Source organism: Streptomyces globosus, assembly GCF_003325375.1.
In the GTDB taxonomy this organism is placed as follows: Bacteria; Actinomycetota; Actinomycetes; order Streptomycetales; family Streptomycetaceae; genus Streptomyces; species Streptomyces globosus_A.
Genome location: NZ_CP030862.1, coordinates 1861991 through 1877865 on the forward strand (window position 1 = coordinate 1861991; position 15875 = coordinate 1877865).

The window sequence follows — 15875 nt, forward strand, 5'->3', positions numbered from 1 at the left end:
CGTCCGGCTGCACTCCGCGTGCCCCGGCAGCCGGCCCGGCCGGGGGAATCGCCCGTTGTTCGCGCGTCCTTGCACGATCCTGGCCCGAGCCGGGGGGTCCTGCATGGTCGCGTGGTGTGATGGGGGCATGTCCCTCGCCGAGTTCCGCGATCTGCTGGCCCGCCATGCGCGGCCCGATCTGAAGACGGCCATCGACGGCGTACGGATCTGCCGGGCCGAGCCGGGCGCCGAGCCGGAGTACGCCATGTCCGGCGTGGTGCTCGCCGTGATCGCCCAGGGGGCCAAGCGGCTCGCGCTCGGAGACAGGGTGTACGAGTACGGCGTCGGCCAGTACCTGGTCGCCTCGGCCGACCTGCCGGTGGTCGGACGCATCGCCCAGGGGCCCGAACTCGGCTTCGGCATGACGCTGGAGCCTGCCGTCATCGCAGAGCTGATGCTGCAGGCGGGCCCCGGCGACCTGCCGCCTCCGACCCGGTCGGCCCGGCCCGGGATCACGGTCTGCGACGCACCGGCAGAGCTGATCGACGCGATCGTGCGGCTGCTGCGGCTGCTGGACCGGCCGCGCGACCGCCGGGTGCTGGTCCCCCTGGCCAAGCGGGAGATCCTGTGGCGGCTTATGACGGGTGAGCAGGGCGAAGCCGTACGGCAGCTGGGCCTGGCGGACAGCGGCCTGACCCACATCACCCGGGTCGTGGGCTGGATTCGGGACAACCACGCGGAGGCCTTCCGCGTCGAAGACCTCGCGCGGTCCTGCGGTATGAGCGTCTCCGCGTTCCACCGGAACTTCCAGGCGGTGACGGCGATGAGCCCGATCCAGTTCCAGAAGCAGATCCGGCTCCAGACGGCGCGACTGCTGCTGGCCCGCCGCCCCTACGACGTGACCGGCGTCGCCTCCCGCGTGGGATACGACAGCCCCTCGCAGTTCAGCCGCGAGTACAAACGGCAGTTCGGCGCGCCGCCCCGGGAGGACGCGGCACGCATGCGCAGCCGCGCCGACCACGGCGCGGCTACGCCGGCCTGACCCGCGCATACACCGCCGTCCGCGGTGAACACCAGGTCGTCGGATTGTTGGTCAATGGCCTGGGAGGCACACCTCCGCCCACACGGTCTTCCCCGGCGCACCGACTCGCGGCACCACCGCCCAGCGGCTCGCCAGCCGCGCCACCACCAGCAGCCCGCGCCCGGACTCGGCTTCCCCGGACGGCTCTTGGGAGGGAAGCAGCGGTACGCGTTCGGTGCGCGTGTCGGTGACCTCGATACGCAGGACGTCTGCTGAGCCCGTCAGCCTGACGTGGAAGTCCCGTCCGGAGACGTGGCCGTGCCGGACGGCGTTGCCGGTCAGCTCGGCGACGATCAGCGTCACCTTCTGGTTGGCCGCGGAGGCGCACGGGTGACCCCACGTGGTCAGGCAGTGGGAGACCAGCCGACGGGCGAGGCGGGCGCCGCGGGGCGAGGAGGTGAAACACATCGAGAACTCAAGGGCTGCTGGAGCGGGGGAAGTTTCACTGTTCACGGGGCACAGGCTTCCGGGGGCCGCTTACGCTGCGTAAGACACGGAGCGCTTACAGGTGTCGTCGGTACGCGAGGTGTCGGTGCGTGTAGGCGGTGCGGAGCGTGACGGCCAAGGCGGAGCGGCGTTGGCCGGGGGAGGTGATGGCGGGCATGAGCGAACCCACCCGGCAGTCGGAGGACGAGGACCCCGGCGAGGCCGCGCCGGACCCCGGCTCGGGGATCCTGCGCGTCTTCGGACGCCAGCTGAAACGGTTCCGGATCCGGGCCGGGGTGGAGCGGACCGAGATGGGGGCGAGGCTCGGCTACTCGGCGTCGACCATCGCCGCGTACGAACAGGGACGGCGCGTGCCGCCGCCGCGCTTCATCGACCAGGCGGACGACCTGCTGGACGCGGGCGAGGTCCTGAAGGAGATGAAGGAGGAGGTCGCGCGGGCGCAGTACCCGGCGTTCTTCCGCGATGCGGCCAAGTTGGAGGCCGAGGCGGTCGAACTCCACGTGTATGACACGCACATCGTCAACGGGCTGCTACAGACCGAGGAGTACGCCAGAGCGGTCTTCACCATGAGGCGGCCGCTCCTGAGCGAGGAGACGATCGACGAACGTGTGCAGGCCAGGCTGGCCAGGCAGAGCACCTTCACCCGGCAGCCGCTGCCGACGACCAGCTTCGTGATCGAGGAGTCTGTACTCACGCGACCGCTTGGCGGCGCGAACGTGATGCGAGGCCAGTTGGAGCATCTTCTGCTCTGCGGCCAGCGGCGTAATGTGGACATCCAGGTAATGCCGAACGGGCGGGAGGAACACGCCGGACTGGCAGGACCCTTCACCTTGATCGAGACCATTGAGGGACGGAGGATTGCCTACGTGGAGGCCTACAAGCACAGCCGCCTCTACACGGAGCGGCAGTCTGTCCGGGAGCTTGAAGAACAGTACGGCCTTCTCCGCGCCCAGGCCCTCACTCCGCGTGAATCGCTGGAAATCATTGAGAAGTTGCTTGGAGCGACATGAACAAGGCAACACGTGATCCGATCGGGCCGGACCTCCTGTGGGTCAAGAGCAGCTACAGCAGTGGCGAGGGTGGGCAGTGTGTCGAGGTGGCTGAGCGCCTGAGCAGCGTCCACGTCCGGGACTCCAAGGACACGGCCCGCCCGGGGCTCGTGGTCGGCGGCCCGGCGTGGGCCGCCTTCGTCGGCTTCGCGAGCCGGTAGAGCCGTGACGAGGGGTGCCCCGGACCCTTGGGGAGTCCGGGGCATCCCGTGCGTCACGCCTCTCCCCGGCCGCCCTGCGCGCCGGGGTGGGAGCGCCAGACCTAGATGTCGCGGAACTCCGCATCATGCTGCCTGACCTGCGAAAACGAGGGGCCCTCAAGATCATCTTGCACAAACCCTGCACGAACGCGCTGGTCTGCACATCAGGCGGCCCTCCCGTACATGCTCCGCACCGCCTGGCGGACCTTCGAACCCGCCCCCGCGACGCGGTGCACGTAGTTACGCAAAGTGAATGCCGGATCGGCGTGCCCGAGGCGGTCCGCGAGGGTGTAAATGTCGACTCCGCCGTCCAACATCATCGACGCGTACAGGTGCCGAAGAGCGTGCATCATCTTGTCCCGGGACTTCTCCCACCGCCGGCCCGGCTTCTTGGGGTCGAGGGGCTTGATGAATCCGACGGCGGCCAGTGCAGGCTTCCACCGGTAGCTGTTGAACCAGTTCGCCTGGATCGGCTTCTTCTCCCGTCCGTAGAAGAAGATCCTCTTCGTCATCGGCTCGCCGTCCCGCGTCCGCCAGGGGATCGTCACTTCGATCGCTGGGTACTTCTCCATGTGCTCCAGCAGGGCCTCGGCGACGGCGTCGCCCAGCTCGACCCAGCGGTCGCGGGGATCGTCCTCGGTGCCGCCCTTGGGGTTGTCGAAGACGAGCACGGGGCCGTCGTGGGCGACCTGGTGCTGGATGTGGACCATGGGGCCGTCCTCGTGGTCCCAGTCGATGTCATCGGGCCCGAAGCCGAAGCACTCGCCCTGCCGCATCCCGAGGCCCCTGCCGCTGTCCACGAGCGCCTTGTATCGGTCCGGTAGCTCGGCCCGGATCTTCTCCGAGTCGTTCCACGTGACCGTCAGCTCCTTCGCGGTGGTGCTGCCACGTCTGGGTCTGACGGCCTGGACTGAGCGCGACAGGAGCGGGTTCTTGCGGATCAGCTCGTCGTCCACCGCGAGGTCGAAGGCCGACTGAAGGTTCGAGAAGACCAGCCGCAGCGTCGAGTCCTCCAACAGCTCGCGCCGCCCGGCGAGCCAGTCGCGGATCGAGGTGGCGCTGACGTCCTTCAGCTTCAGCTTGCCCAACGGGGTCCCGATCACGTGCAGCCTCATGCGCTGCTCGTACCGCTGGAGGGTTCGGGGGTTGTCGAACTTCAAGCCCGACATCCAGATCGTCACCCATTCCCCGACGCGCACCTCGCCGCCCTCGGGGTTGATGTACGAACCGTCGTCGACCTCGGAGCGCATCTTGATCTCGTGCGTCTTGGCGTCGGTCTCCCTCGCGAACAACTCCGTCTGCTGCCGCCCCTCGGGGTCACGCCAGCGGGCCTGCCACCGCTTGCCCTGGCCGTGGGCCTTGGACCGGAACTTGCCCTTGTGCTGACGGCACACGGGTGCCTCGGGGTGCCGCTCCTGGCACTCTTCCGGGGAGGCGTGGGGGCAGTCGAGAGCAGCCTGGGGCGGCCGGCTCCAGTGCCAGTTGTCGTACGGCACGCAGGAACTCCTGATGATCGTGATGAAGGAAGGGAGGGTCCGGCCCTGGGCTACGGGTTCTGTTCGGCCTTCTGGGAGTCCCACCACGTTTCGACGTCCGTCCAGTCGAAGCGCAGGTGCCTGCCGATCTTCACCGCCGGGGGACCGGTCCGTGCGTGCCGCCACTGGTACAGCGTGGCCACGGGAATACCGAGGAAGGCGGACACCTCTTCGGCCGTGGCCTTCGGGTGCCGCGAGTCAGAACGCCGCACCGGGGAAGCGCTCACGGCTTCCACCCGCCCATCGGCGCCGGGCAGCAGCCATCACCATACAACTCATCCGCTACAGCGGGGCTTTGGTTCATCGGCGGACTCCCTGTCCGCTCCGGCCCGAGGTGGTCACCACTTCCACCGGCCGGCGTTCGCGGCAGTGGTACCGCGCTATCCGAGTCTCCGGGGCCTCGCACTGATCAGATCATGTGCCCAGCCGCGAAGCACGGATCCGTCCGCAGGTTCACCCGTTTCGCGGGCAGCCGACGACTGCTCCCGGTTGTTGGCTGCGTCAGTAGCCTGGCGCCATGAAGGCGAGCGACTTCTTTCGAACCGTCAGCACCGGTGTCGGCGGCTGGGGAGACCCCCTGACGGCCCTGAAGTTCGAGCTCGAACTCGTGGAACGCCTCCGGAGGGCGCCCCTCGAAGGAACCTCAGACCGTGATGCCGCGGAGGGCCTGTCGTCGCTGGTGCACTCCGAGCTGGAGCACTGCGGTACCGACAGCGAGCAGCGGTTGGAAGACGAGGAGATCGCAGCGGCGATCAGGTGCCTCAAGGCCATGCTCCGCCGGCTCAACATCCCTTTCAACCCGCCCTTTCGCGACTTCCGCGGGTTCCAGGGCTACTGGAGCGCCCAGGGCATGAGCGGAGGGGGCGGTTGGGCTGCCCGCCGCGGCTACCTCAATACGCTCTTCGCGCCCGTCTGGGCGGCCTTGGATGAACTCGACGCGACCGAAGACAGCAACCTCGGATTCCGAGGAGTAGACGGCGAGCCCAAGAACATCATCTTCGCGTCCACCGGCTTCAAGCCCGAGATCGTGATGAGCCAGGTGATCGACGGTGCCATCGAGATCGTCGAGCACGCGGACACCTGCCTGGTCTACGACCGCCCGCTGAGCGATGCGGGCCTCACCTGGGGGCAACTCGTCGACTGGTGGGGGGAGCGAAACGGCATGGCGGGCGCGGACGGCCGAGTGGTTGGCCGGTCGCTGTACGAGCGGCTCCAGACGTCCCTCGGGTCGAAGGCAGAGCGATACCTCTTCTTCGCCTACGCCAGCCGGTACTCCGAGGCAGGCGGCATGGATCAGCCGGCCCTGCTGCCGCAGGTCTACCTGCACTACGACCCGCTGACCGAGCGGCAGCGGAAGGTGCTCAACAAGCCCCGCAGGCTCGGCCGCGAGCGCATGGACTTTCTGCTTCTGCTGCCCGGCGGCGTGCGGATCGTGATCGAGGTCGACGGCAAGCACCACTACGCGCGTGAGGTGCCGAAGGGTTCGGACAAGTGGGAGGTGGCCGCCGATCTCTACTCCGAGATGGCCGCGGAAGACCGGGTGCTGCGGCTCAAGGGCTACGAGGTGTTCCGCTTCGGCGGTAAGGAGATATGCGAGGCCAAGGACGACCTGTCGTTCATCCGGCGGTTCTTTTCCGACCTCGAAGCACGTTTCTGGCCCGACCCTCTGCGTGACCCGTAGTGCTCAGGCCCCGCCGCCTTCCCGAAGGTGATCAGCGTGGCTCCGTCCGCTCCGGTCCCAGGGTGGTCACCACGTTCACCAGGCGGCGTTCACGGCAGGGGTACCCGGCGATCCGCGTCTCAGGGCCTCGTGGCTGATCAGCTCATCTCCCGGCCGGGGGTCGCGGAGTTGCCCGGAGGTTCACCCGGGCGGCCGAGGAGGGGCCGGAATCACCCTTTCGTGAGCTTCAGAAGCTCAGCTTGAGAAACCGATATAAGCGTCATGAAGACGATCGAGTCACGGGCCCTGGCCGCCTACTTCCGCAGCGGTGCCGATGCTCAGCCGACCGACCCCGAGGTCACCGAGCACGATGGCCGAACCTACGTGGTGCTGTCCAACGTGAACGGCACCCTCGCCGTCTACCGCGAGCGAACCGACGGGGTCCTGAAGCGGCTGAAGCGGTGGCCGGCCGAGGTTGGCTGAGAGCTGTCCCGTAACTCGGCACAAGTGCTGACCGACTGCTACCGAGTCGACTTGCCGGGTTCTGGTTCGACTTGCGGCTCCAGCCACGAAGCGAACATTCCGGGTCGAATCGGATTTCGTGAGAGGTCTTCAGGGGTAGGAGACAACCCTTAGGTGGTCTGATGGTCGGACAGTGGGAAACTCTTGCCATGCCCATGCAGCCTTTCGCAGCCGACTGGAACCGCACGTCCTGGCAACAGGCCGAACAGTGGAACTGGCTCGCGGTCGAGATAGCCGAGATCCGACGATGCGCCGAGGCTGGCGATCAGGCACACAACCGTCTTGCTCTCATACTCCTGGACCACCTGGTGGAGGTGGTCATCGGCCGTGAGGTCAACGTCCGGCTCGCGCTCCAGGTCGCTGACAGCGTCGTCGCGGAGATGCGCGAGTTCCGGGACGACGGTGGGGAGCTCTCCGAGGAGCTGAGCCAGCTGGTCGACGAGCACGTGGAACCGGATCGACGCAAGGCCATCGATGGCGACCTGGGCGAGCAGACCAAATTCCTTATGCAAAAGGGCGTGCTGACAGCCCAGGAACGCGAAGTGCTCACCCGGCTGCACAAGTACCGCAACGCCGCGTACCACCAGGACACGCTGGAGCCTGACCTGATCTCAGATCTGGTACTGGCCTACAGGGTTTTGGCCAATGAACTTATCGGACGGCACCGTCCGCTCGCATGGACCATGGTGTCATCGAACTCCGATCCCGTCGTAGCGCCGCAGCAGCTTCGAGGCCGGCTCGTCGAAGGCGTCGATGTCGATGTCAAGGCGATGGCCCGCCGGTTCCATGATCACGCGGCAAAGCGGGTGCAGGCCGTTGTTGCGGCCGTGGTCACCGCGCGGCAACTGTTGGACGTCGACAGCTCCGGGAAAGCGGACGCCTCCCTCCCGGATGACGACATGGCCAGAATGCTGACCGAGCTCAGCAACGTGCACAAGAACCTGCCGTCCTGGGCAAAGCGGGCAGAAGGGCTGAAATCCAAGACGTCGTCGCTCACCGGGCTGATGATTCCGTTCATCAACCTAGACCGTGACCTCAACTGCATCGAACCGGCCGTCAGGCGCCTCGAAATGATCCTGGACTACTGGGAACAAGAGCGGATCGATGAACTCCGCGGCAAGTAGCAGTGATCCCGAACGGAATCGCGTGCCGAGTTACGGGACGGATCTTAGCCCGCGAGTTCACTCCGGCGGCCGATGAACCTGCCGCCAGCGCGAGCCAATCTGATTGCACGGCAATCAGAAAGGCGGCACGTGTCTGCATCCCCCAGTGCTGAATCCTTCCGGACCGTCGCGTCCATGAAGGGCATCCCCAACACCATCGCCGTCGTCATCCTCACCCCGCAGACGGAAGCCATCCTCGCCGACATCAAGAGGGCCGCACGCAAGGAAGGCGTCTTCGTCGCGTCAGAACGGAATGAGAGCAGCGGCGAACTCCGCTTCGCGGTCGTCACCGACAGGAAGATCCGGCTCCGGCATCTCGACTACGACGAAGCCGGACTCCAGGAGATGTTCCCGAGCCGGCGGCCGAGATAAGAGAAAGACCCCAGGGGTCGGGGCCCTGGGGTCTACTCGTTGTTGCGCGGCGCTGCACTCAGTCTAGGGCGTCCCCAAGGGAGTCGCCATCGTCCACTCCCTCGCATGGAGGACCCCACTTGTAGTCGGGGTGCCGGTACACGTCGTCGACCAACACTGAGTCGCCGAAGATGGGTTCGGGAAAGCGATACAGCATCCTTTTATGGATTTCCGCGCTGCTTCTGACGATGCCCATGTGCGGGGACAGCGCGTAGTACGGATACGAGCGGTGCCCCTTGGACACCGGGACGATCAGGTTCATGGCCGCAAGGCACCTCTGCGCTTGGGTCAGTCGGGCCCTGCTGAGTCCAACGGCCTTCGCGATCTCGTCCTTGGTCATCTCGACGGGAGCAACGTCGTAGACGATCTTGTCGTCCTTCTTGGGCTTCTCGTCCCTGTAGGACATCGTGGCGTACCAGTCGAGCAGGGCGCACTCGGTAAGTGTGACCGGATAGACCTTCGCCGTCCCGGTTTTTTCGTCCGTCACCTTGATGCTGACCTGCCGTTTCGGCATGTCCCACAGCTTCAGCCACAGATGCCGGTTCTTGGTCACCTTTCCCTTGGGGCCCATTTCCCACCGCGCGTACTTTTCGCACGTACCGGATACGTGGGGCAGCTTGAGGCCACACCACTTGTTGCCATGCGGACAGCTAGATTCTTCGGCCATGCAGCCTCTCCCGACTATTAGGCACCCGACTTCGGACGAAAACGTCCAGACACTGAGTCTGGCGCAGACCCCAAATATCCAAGAGCGCCACGACCTCGCTCACCTCAAGACCACCCACTGTGCGCACTCAGTACGCACTGTCTGATCATCACAGTGTTCACTCAGTGCGCACTGTGTTCCCCAAATCGCCCTCCCCGGGGCCTACAGTGCCCACTCGGCACACACTGTGATGATCACGGAAATGGCACTTTGCCCAGCCGAGGCAAGGGATCTGGGGTGTAGCAAGGATCCGGCGACTAGAAGACCTTAGAGTCAGAGCGTGGAGCGTACCCACATATAGAGCCTGGGGAGTAAGGAGTAGCAGTCATTCCCTGTAGAGGGACTCCTTCCCAACCCCGACTTACGTCGGAGTTAGGCCCCTTCCCTCTTCTACAGGGAATGACTGCTACTCCTTACTCCCGCAACACTTCCCCTTCGGGGGCCGCGTTGCGCACTGGAGGGGCTTCGATGATTTTCCGTGAGGCCGAAGGCGGTCGCCGGAACGTCTACTCAAGGGTTCCGCTGATTTGGATATCGCGCCGATTTGGCGATTCACCCTCCCGGCCCGTTCACCCCGCAACTCGGGTCGGGCAGCGATCCCTCGTGACCAACATCAGCGACGCCAGCACCGACGAGCGCAGGATCGTGGCCGCCATCCCCGGCGGCTACGTCTTCAACGAGAAGGTCGGCGACAAGACCATGCCCGTGCCGGTGCTGTGCTGGCTCGTCTACGAGGACGGGGACGTTCAGGCGGTGGACTGCCTCGGCGACCACCCCAAGGGCCACGTCACCGGCCCCTTCAAGGACTGGCCCGCCTTCCAGGACCCGCCGGTAAGGAGGTGGAGGGATTGATCCCGCTCCCCGGCATCAGAGACAAAGGCGCCCCACTGATCGGCGCCCGAGGCGACGGAGAGCGCGGTCCGTTCGGCATCCGAGGCGAGCAGGACGACGACTAGGAGGACGACATGATCGAGCGCGAGAACGAGGCCGTCCAGCGCGGCCCGATCACGGAGATACGGCCACTGCGCGGCAACCCTCCTCGTGTGGGGTGGGGGGCGTTCTTCGCAGCCGCCGAGCAGGAGCGACGCGAGTGGGACGACGACGAGGACGACTACCCCCGCGGGTAGATCAGAACAGCGCCAGCTTCTCGTCGGCTGGCTCGGGCTCGGCGTCCTCGAACATCGGCAGCAGCAGGTCCGATCCCGCGGGGATGAGCCGGCCCGAGGCGACGCAGCTGATCGGCGGGAGGCCGTGGCGGCGGTTCTGGGGTCCGGGCGGGTCGTGCCGCGCGAGGTGCCTCGTGTCGGGGCTGACGGCGACGGAGCGACGGCAGGCGGGGCAGGTGATGCGGGGCCATGAGGGCATGACGAGTCCCTTTCTCAAGCCTGTGACGGTCGGGCAGGCCGCGTTTGGGATACGGCGGCACCCGGCAATGCACACATGAGAGCCGTCGGACCGCCGACGGAGGTAGCGGGGCGACCACATTCGGCGAGGTCCGAAGTGCACCGAAGTTCGTCGTAGTTCAGTGAACTTCGGCGAAGTTCGTCAGCAACTCTCTACAGTGGACCGATGGGTGCAGGGGGAGCTGGCGTGTCTGCGCCGATGGGGCCGGACGAGGGTTACGAACGGGCGTTGGGTGAGTTCGCCGCCGCCTTGGTAGACCTGCGGATCAACCACGGGGCCCCGACCTACAAGCAGCTCTCCAAGGCCGCGCAGACAGCTGGCCGTACCTCACTCTCCTCGTCGGCCATCTCCGAGGCGATGAACGGTGTGCGTCTGCCATCGATGGAGTTCACGCTGGAGCTTGTGCGCCAGATCGCTGGCCATGATCCACAGGTCCGCGAGGCGTGGCGGGAGCGGTGGACCCGAGTGAGACGACTGCAACGTAGAGGTACCGCCTACCGGGCTCGGCCCGAACGAACCTCACCCAACCAAGGTGAAGGCCAGCAAGGCTTCGAATCGCCGCCGGACGGTCCGCGAAGTGCGGCCCTGCGGGAGGCCGCAGAGATCGTGGCTCAGGCTCGGGTCGAGGCGGAGGTGCTGATTGCAGAGGCGCAGGCGCAGGCGGACGAAATACTTCGTGCAGCTGAAGAGGTAAAGAAGAGTGCTGTACGAGATATCTCGCCGGCTGTTGCGCGGCTGATGACGCGAGAATCTATGCGAATCATTCTCCTGGGTCCACCTGGGGCAGGGAAGGGTACTCAAGGGATGTACCTCAAAAGGATTCTTGGTGTTCCTAAGGTTCAGATTGGCGACTTGATGAGGGAGAACATCTCACAAGGAACGTCATCCGGTCTGCTAGCGAAACAGATCATGGATCGGGGTGATCTGATCCCTGACGGCGTGTTCATGGACATGCTGCGGCACCGCTTAAGCCGGGAGGATGTATCGGACGGATTTCTCTTGGACGGACTTCCTCGGACCGTCGAACAGTCACAGATGCTCGACTCCCTAGTTGATGAGCGTGGTCATAAGATCGACATCGCCCTTCATCTCGACATTTCCCGGGACGAGGCAGTCAGACGAATTTCTGGGCGACGAATCTGCAAGAAGGATTCGTCTCATGTTGCGCATGTCCTCTATGCGCCTCCGCAGGGCTACGACGCGTGTCGTGTCTGTGGTGGGGGATTCGTTGCGCGCGCTGACGATTCGCGGCACGTAGTCAAGAACCGCTGGGCTGTCTGGGAGGCCTACACCGAGCCGACGGCGGCGTTGTATGGGGCGAGAGGACAGCTCGTGAAGGTCTCCGGCTACGGGAGCGTTGACGAAGTGACGGAACGGGCCGTCGACGCGCTCGCAGCGTTCTTTGGTTGAGCTGGTGTGAGCCGGGGCCCGTTTTCGCTGGATTGCGGAACGATTGAGGCGGTTGGCGACCTTCAAGAGGTGATGGGATCTATGAAGCGTTTTCGACGGCGACTTTGAGATCGTGGTTGATCAGCCGGCAAAGTGAGCAGAGGAGCAATGTGAATACGTCAGCGGAGCGCCAGTTCCATCGAGACATGGTGGCTGGCGCTCAGCGCCTCAAGCGCGAAATCGGATACAACCCAGTCCGTTTTACGCAAATGCTGGCGGAGATTGGAGCAGTCGAGACGGCTAAGCACCTGCTGCGAGGGCGGGATGCCTCGGACGGGTTCACGACTCTGTGGAGCGCCCGCCGACTGGACGTCAGTGTTGAGGCGTTTGTTCTCTTGCCGTGGTACGAGGGCCTGTTCACCGATGCGGAACGGGGCACGGCGAGGCGGCGTCTGGAGGCGCACAAGTTTGATGTGGCTCGGTATCTCCGCGACTGCGTGAGCACCCCTCCCCCTTGGGTGCCAGAATCGCTCTAGACGAAAGTTGGGAGCCCGGAGGGCGCGGCCCCCTGGATGGCATCAATCCGGGAGCGGGTCGCGCACCTCCCGCACATCCCGGCGCAGAAATCCCTCATACAACTCCTCCATCACGCGCCTCGCGTGCTGCGGCTCCGGAATCCCCACGCCAGCCCCCGGCCAGGGAGTGGTACGCATCATCCGGATCGCGAGCACGGCCCGCCGCTGCCCCAAGGACCGGACTTCAGGGTCAGCGGCCTGCATCATGGCCTGCATGCCCGCCTGAGCTCGCCCGGCGCGGGTCCGGTGAAGCTGGGCCGGTGACAGCACCAGGCAGGTCTTCCTGGGCGCGTACGGGGGATCGGCGAAGAGGCCGACGTGGCCGGAATGCGTGATCATGAATACCTCGCTTGGGTCTGGTACCCGAGCCGCCAGGGCTGGCCACCCCTGATCCAGCAGCCAGGCCTCGTACGCCGGATACCGGTCTTCCGAGCCGAAGTGCTCTGCCGACAGCTTCCAGAAGTCCTCCTCCGCCTCCATAGCCGCCTGATGCAGGGTGCGGTGGACATCTGCGTGCATCTCTGCGGGAATCGCGATGCAGGCGACTCCGCCTCTGCGGTCACGGCTCCGCAAGCACACCATGCCGAAGTCCATACGGATCTCCAGCACATCGGACACAATCACGTCGTATGCTGGCCGCTGCTTTTTCCTCTTTGCCATGGCGCGTGACTATCAGCCCCTGGTGAGCGAGGGGCGTGGATCCGGCTGCGGTCACCCTCACGGGGCTGTGTTGGCGGCAACCAGCCTGTGCTCCGTTCTCCTTGAAGGGCAGGGCAGTTTTGGCTGCTGTGGGATCAGATCCGCTTTTTGACGGTGCCACCGTCGTCAGGCGGGGCGCTTGATGAACCAGCCAACGGCCAGAGTGCGGCGCCGGTCTCGATGTCCACGACCTTGACCCACTCATCCGAGCCGATGGGCCGCTCGATCACGTACCAGTGCTTGCTTCCCTGATTCCATTGGTTGACGAACTCAGGGTCTTCGGGCGTCGCCACCGGTATGCCCAACCCGATGTACGAGCGATGCGGCACGTTGCCGTCCCGACGGGCCCAGTCGAACCAGTGGTGGGCTTCTGCGGAGGGTATGCGCAGCTCGAACCGGATGGTCTTGCCGTCCCGGATAGCCCAGGGCAGGGAGTCCTGGTCGTCCGACTCGGACATGTGGACGAGCCGGGGATTCTCTTCTGGCCATCGTGGCTCAAGAACGCCGTCGTTGAATATTTGCTCCAGGGCTGAGGGCGTTGTGAAGTGGTAGAGGCTCCGCATCATCCGCACACCGTACGGCGCGCCGGTGCGAGCCGGTCAGCTGTCATCGGAAACTCCGGCTTCCTGCGCCACCCGCCACCGGCTAGCCTTGGCGGAGGCTGCTATGAGGCGCTCCACGGCCTCCAGCAGAGAATCGCGGCCGGCCTCCTCCAGCTCATGGAAGATACCCATTTCCAGATCGTCGGCCGCCTCGTTCAGGGCCCCGCGGGCGGCCAGCAGAGACTCCTCGGGGGGAAGCAGGTCCTCGGCCGCGCGCAGCGCCTCGAAGCCCTGCCGGGCCACGAATCCGATCCTCCGCTGGTCCTGCCAGATCGCATCCGGCGTTCGGCCGGCGAGGGGAATCTGGTCGTTGCAGCGCCCAAGGGTGAACTGCAACCTCGCGCGCAGAGCCTGCACTTCGGCGAACATCCCGGTCGGGGCGTGCAGGTCGCGGAAGTCGGTGCACATCTTCACGTCAGCGGCCAGGGCCGCAGGTATCTCGTGCGTCACGGCGTACAACGTAGTAGTTGCCGGTGCGTGACTTGTCAGCCCACCGGACATGAAGAAGCCCCGCCGGCCGCCACCGAGGAGGAGAACCCCAGCAGGGGACTGAAAAGTGCGGCTCTACGCAGCCTGCTGGGCCCGCAGGACGTCCGCCAAGCTCTCCCGCCCCTCGCTCCACCGCGCGAGCTCGTCTCGGCCGATCAGGCGCACCCGGGCGTCCTCCTTCGACCACATCTTCGCCGAGCCCGTGAACTTCCCGTTGGTGACGACGATCGGCAGAGCCACTGGGTGGATGGCGCTCGCCCCGCCGAACAGATGCTGGGCGACCGGCTGGCCGACGGACCCGTTGCCGCCGCTGAAGTGCTTAGTCTGGACCATGATGTGGCGATCGAAGTCGTCTATTGCGAGAACGTCGGCGCCCAGGTCGCCGGCGCCGCCTCCGGAGCGCACAACCCGATAGCCATCGCGGTCGAGCAGATCACCTATCAGCTTCTCGAAGCGGGAATGGTGCAGAACGTCGATCTTGTCCATTGGTAGGGCCGTCGGTTCTGTAAAGATGCCGGCCTCAAGAAGCTCGTCGAGGAGCCTGATGACCGTCGTGGCGTAGTCGACCTGTTGCTCGTATCGCTGGCGCACGACTCTGGAGTGCTCGATCTTCAGATCAAGCAGATTCGCGCTGATGGGATTGATGCCCATGCTGTCCCAGCTCGGGCAGGCCGGACGCTCTTCGAGGAGACGCTGTTCGAGCCGAGCCGCCCAGTCACGCCGGCGCCGGGAGTGAGGGGCATGGGCGAGGACCTGGCGCATACCTCGACGCACGTCCTCGACGATGCTCAGGAGCTGACGGTCCTGTCCTTGCACCACCCGGATCAGCGAGAGATCGCGGCGGCGTGCGTGGGGGCTGAGTTCGGCAGGCAGGTACCACGCGGACATCTCGCACTCCGATAGGCCGCTGATGACGGTTCGCGTCTTGGAGCGCAGCGTAAAGAGGGCTTCCTCCAGCCCTCGCAAGTTGTTGACCGCGGGTGCATTGCTGAACTGCACAGGCTGCGTGGTGAACAAGAGGTCCCTCCCCAGGGCGGCTTCACGCCGAGGAGCGTAGATCAAGGCACCGACATCAGCTCCGAGGGAAGCGCGGGAACTGATCGTACTCTGCGTCCCCGGGCTGCCAAACGGACTCGATCTGATCGCCCAGGACGTCAGCTTCGTAGTCGATCTGGCAGCCGACCTCCGGCAGGCCGATGTAGCTGCCGACGAAGGGATAGATCAGTTCGCGGTACGACAAGACTGCGACTTTGGGATTCGAGGCGTTGAGCAGGGCGACGACCAGTGCCGGCCGTCCCAGCTTCTTGACGCGGTCGCTTGAGGACTTGCTCCACAGTTCACTGCTGTACTGGGCCTCTCCGCCCCAGAAGCTGAACTGGTCGCCGATCCGCCGGTCGTGGAGAGGTTGCCGGTTGCCGATGACACAGATCTTGCCGACGCGGTACTTCACGTAGGGATCCGTCTTGAACACGCTGGACTCGCGCAGCGCTTCGTGCTCCCCAGCCGTGATCACGCCCGCCGCGAAGGCCTTGTCCTGGCGGTCTTGGAGGAGCTGGGGGGTCAGGCGGCGGAGCCCGTCGGCTTTGACATCGCCTACTTCGTAGTCGAGCAGACGCGTCGCATGGAACGTGCGGAGCAGTCGGCCAACTAGGAGCTCGCGCAGGCCGAGGTCGAGGTCGCCGAGCGCACCGTCCTCGCGCAGCTCGGCATACGTGGCAACGTCTCCCACAGCGTCGGCCGCGGCTTTCACGTACGCGGTCAGGTCGCCCGGCCACTCGCCGGGGCGGTCTATCTCGATGATCTCGGCAGCCATGTCCGAACCCAACCACAGTGTGGCGAGCAGGCAGGCATCCGACCGCTGCCGAGTCTTTGGTGGTAATGAAGAAGCCCCCGCCGGCCGCACTCTCCGAAGAGAGCGGGTGAACCCCGGCGGAGGCATGAGATCCGGTGTGACGCGGAGTTCT

At 65.5% G+C, this 15875-nt stretch carries 20 protein-coding genes; 10 read left to right on the plus strand and 10 right to left on the minus strand.

The window, feature by feature from the left end:
• The first annotated feature begins 127 nt into the window (after positions 1–127).
• Positions 128–1021 carry an AraC family transcriptional regulator gene (locus tag C0216_RS08585; RefSeq protein WP_114054692.1) on the plus strand — a complete coding sequence of 298 codons (894 nt, stop codon included), beginning with the start codon at positions 128–130 and terminating at the stop codon, positions 1019–1021.
• A 51-nt stretch (positions 1022–1072) separates the two neighbouring features.
• Here the strand turns inward: C0216_RS08585 and C0216_RS08590 are convergent, their stop codons facing one another.
• Positions 1073–1513 (minus strand): ATP-binding protein, encoded by a 441-nt coding sequence (locus tag C0216_RS08590; RefSeq protein ID WP_246042400.1) that lies wholly within the window; start codon positions 1511–1513, stop codon positions 1073–1075.
• Positions 1514–1662: 149 nt separating this feature from the next.
• Here C0216_RS08590 and C0216_RS08595 point away from each other — a divergent pair, with 149 nt between their 5' ends.
• Positions 1663–2517, plus strand: coding sequence for a helix-turn-helix domain-containing protein (locus tag C0216_RS08595; protein WP_114058532.1), 855 nt, complete (start codon positions 1663–1665; stop codon positions 2515–2517).
• A complete protein-coding gene (locus tag C0216_RS08600; RefSeq protein ID WP_114054694.1) occupies positions 2514–2717 on the plus strand; it encodes a DUF397 domain-containing protein in 204 nt (67 codons plus the stop codon). Before C0216_RS08595 ends, C0216_RS08600 begins: the two co-directional genes overlap by 4 nt.
• Positions 2718–2920: 203 nt before the next feature.
• Here C0216_RS08600 and C0216_RS08605 read toward each other — a convergent pair whose 3' ends face one another.
• Together C0216_RS08605 and C0216_RS08610 are read right to left on the minus strand one after the other, a co-directional pair.
• Positions 2921–4252 carry a tyrosine-type recombinase/integrase gene (locus tag C0216_RS08605; RefSeq protein ID WP_246042402.1) on the minus strand — a complete coding sequence of 444 codons (1332 nt, stop codon included), beginning with the start codon at positions 4250–4252 and terminating at the stop codon, positions 2921–2923.
• A gap of 50 nt (positions 4253–4302) precedes the next feature.
• Positions 4303–4518 (minus strand): helix-turn-helix transcriptional regulator, encoded by a 216-nt coding sequence (locus tag C0216_RS08610; protein ID WP_246042403.1) that lies wholly within the window; start codon positions 4516–4518, stop codon positions 4303–4305.
• Between the two features lie 290 nt (positions 4519–4808).
• Between C0216_RS08610 and C0216_RS08615 the strand changes: the two genes are divergently transcribed.
• The 4 genes from C0216_RS08615 (at position 4809) to C0216_RS08630 (ending at position 8008) form a co-directional block, all read left to right on the plus strand.
• Positions 4809–5972, plus strand: a complete 1164-nt coding sequence (locus C0216_RS08615) for a hypothetical protein (protein ID WP_114054696.1) — start codon at positions 4809–4811, stop codon at positions 5970–5972.
• 261 nt (positions 5973–6233) lie between these two features.
• Complete coding sequence (locus tag C0216_RS08620; RefSeq protein ID WP_114054697.1) at positions 6234–6434, plus strand: hypothetical protein; 201 nt, start codon at positions 6234–6236, stop codon at positions 6432–6434.
• Positions 6435–6622: 188 nt separating this feature from the next.
• Positions 6623–7597, plus strand: a complete 975-nt coding sequence (locus C0216_RS08625) for a hypothetical protein (protein ID WP_246042405.1) — start codon at positions 6623–6625, stop codon at positions 7595–7597.
• A gap of 174 nt (positions 7598–7771) precedes the next feature.
• Positions 7772–8008 (plus strand): hypothetical protein, encoded by a 237-nt coding sequence (locus C0216_RS08630; protein WP_114054698.1) that lies wholly within the window; start codon positions 7772–7774, stop codon positions 8006–8008.
• Positions 8009–8066: 58 nt separating this feature from the next.
• Here the strand turns inward: C0216_RS08630 and C0216_RS08635 are convergent, their stop codons facing one another.
• Complete coding sequence (locus C0216_RS08635) at positions 8067–8714, minus strand: hypothetical protein (RefSeq protein WP_162793133.1); 648 nt, start codon at positions 8712–8714, stop codon at positions 8067–8069.
• 642 nt (positions 8715–9356) lie between these two features.
• On the opposite strand from C0216_RS08635, the gene C0216_RS08640 reads away from it, so the two are divergent.
• Positions 9357–9605 (plus strand): hypothetical protein, encoded by a 249-nt coding sequence (locus C0216_RS08640; RefSeq protein WP_114054700.1) that lies wholly within the window; start codon positions 9357–9359, stop codon positions 9603–9605.
• Positions 9606–9718: 113 nt separating this feature from the next.
• Positions 9719–9880 (plus strand): hypothetical protein, encoded by a 162-nt coding sequence (locus C0216_RS33340; protein ID WP_162793134.1) that lies wholly within the window; start codon positions 9719–9721, stop codon positions 9878–9880.
• Position 9881: 1 nt separating this feature from the next.
• Here C0216_RS33340 and C0216_RS08645 read toward each other — a convergent pair whose 3' ends face one another.
• Entirely contained in the window at positions 9882–10118 is a 237-nt protein-coding gene (locus C0216_RS08645) for a hypothetical protein (protein ID WP_114054701.1), read from the minus strand.
• Between the two features lie 225 nt (positions 10119–10343).
• Between C0216_RS08645 and C0216_RS34265 the strand changes: the two genes are divergently transcribed.
• Positions 10344–11567: a nucleoside monophosphate kinase gene (locus C0216_RS34265; protein ID WP_246042407.1), complete on the plus strand. Its 1224-nt coding sequence runs from the start codon at positions 10344–10346 to the stop codon at positions 11565–11567.
• 557 nt (positions 11568–12124) lie between these two features.
• On the opposite strand, the gene C0216_RS08660 is transcribed toward C0216_RS34265, so the two are convergent.
• The 5 genes from C0216_RS08660 to C0216_RS08680 form a co-directional block, all read right to left on the minus strand.
• Positions 12125–12781: a hypothetical protein gene (locus tag C0216_RS08660; RefSeq protein ID WP_162793135.1), complete on the minus strand. Its 657-nt coding sequence runs from the start codon at positions 12779–12781 to the stop codon at positions 12125–12127.
• Between the two features lie 134 nt (positions 12782–12915).
• The gene (locus tag C0216_RS08665; RefSeq protein ID WP_114054704.1) at positions 12916–13278 is read right to left on the minus strand and encodes a hypothetical protein; all 363 of its coding nucleotides are present in this window, start codon (positions 13276–13278) and stop codon (positions 12916–12918) included.
• Positions 13279–13419: 141 nt separating this feature from the next.
• Positions 13420–13872, minus strand: coding sequence for a hypothetical protein (locus tag C0216_RS08670; protein ID WP_162793136.1), 453 nt, complete (start codon positions 13870–13872; stop codon positions 13420–13422).
• 114 nt (positions 13873–13986) lie between these two features.
• On the minus strand, positions 13987–14928 hold the full coding sequence (locus C0216_RS08675) for a restriction endonuclease (RefSeq protein WP_162793137.1): 942 nt from the start codon (positions 14926–14928) through the stop codon (positions 13987–13989).
• A gap of 55 nt (positions 14929–14983) precedes the next feature.
• Complete coding sequence (locus C0216_RS08680; RefSeq protein ID WP_162793138.1) at positions 14984–15724, minus strand: DUF1974 domain-containing protein; 741 nt, start codon at positions 15722–15724, stop codon at positions 14984–14986.
• Between the last annotated feature and the right edge of the window lie 151 nt (positions 15725–15875).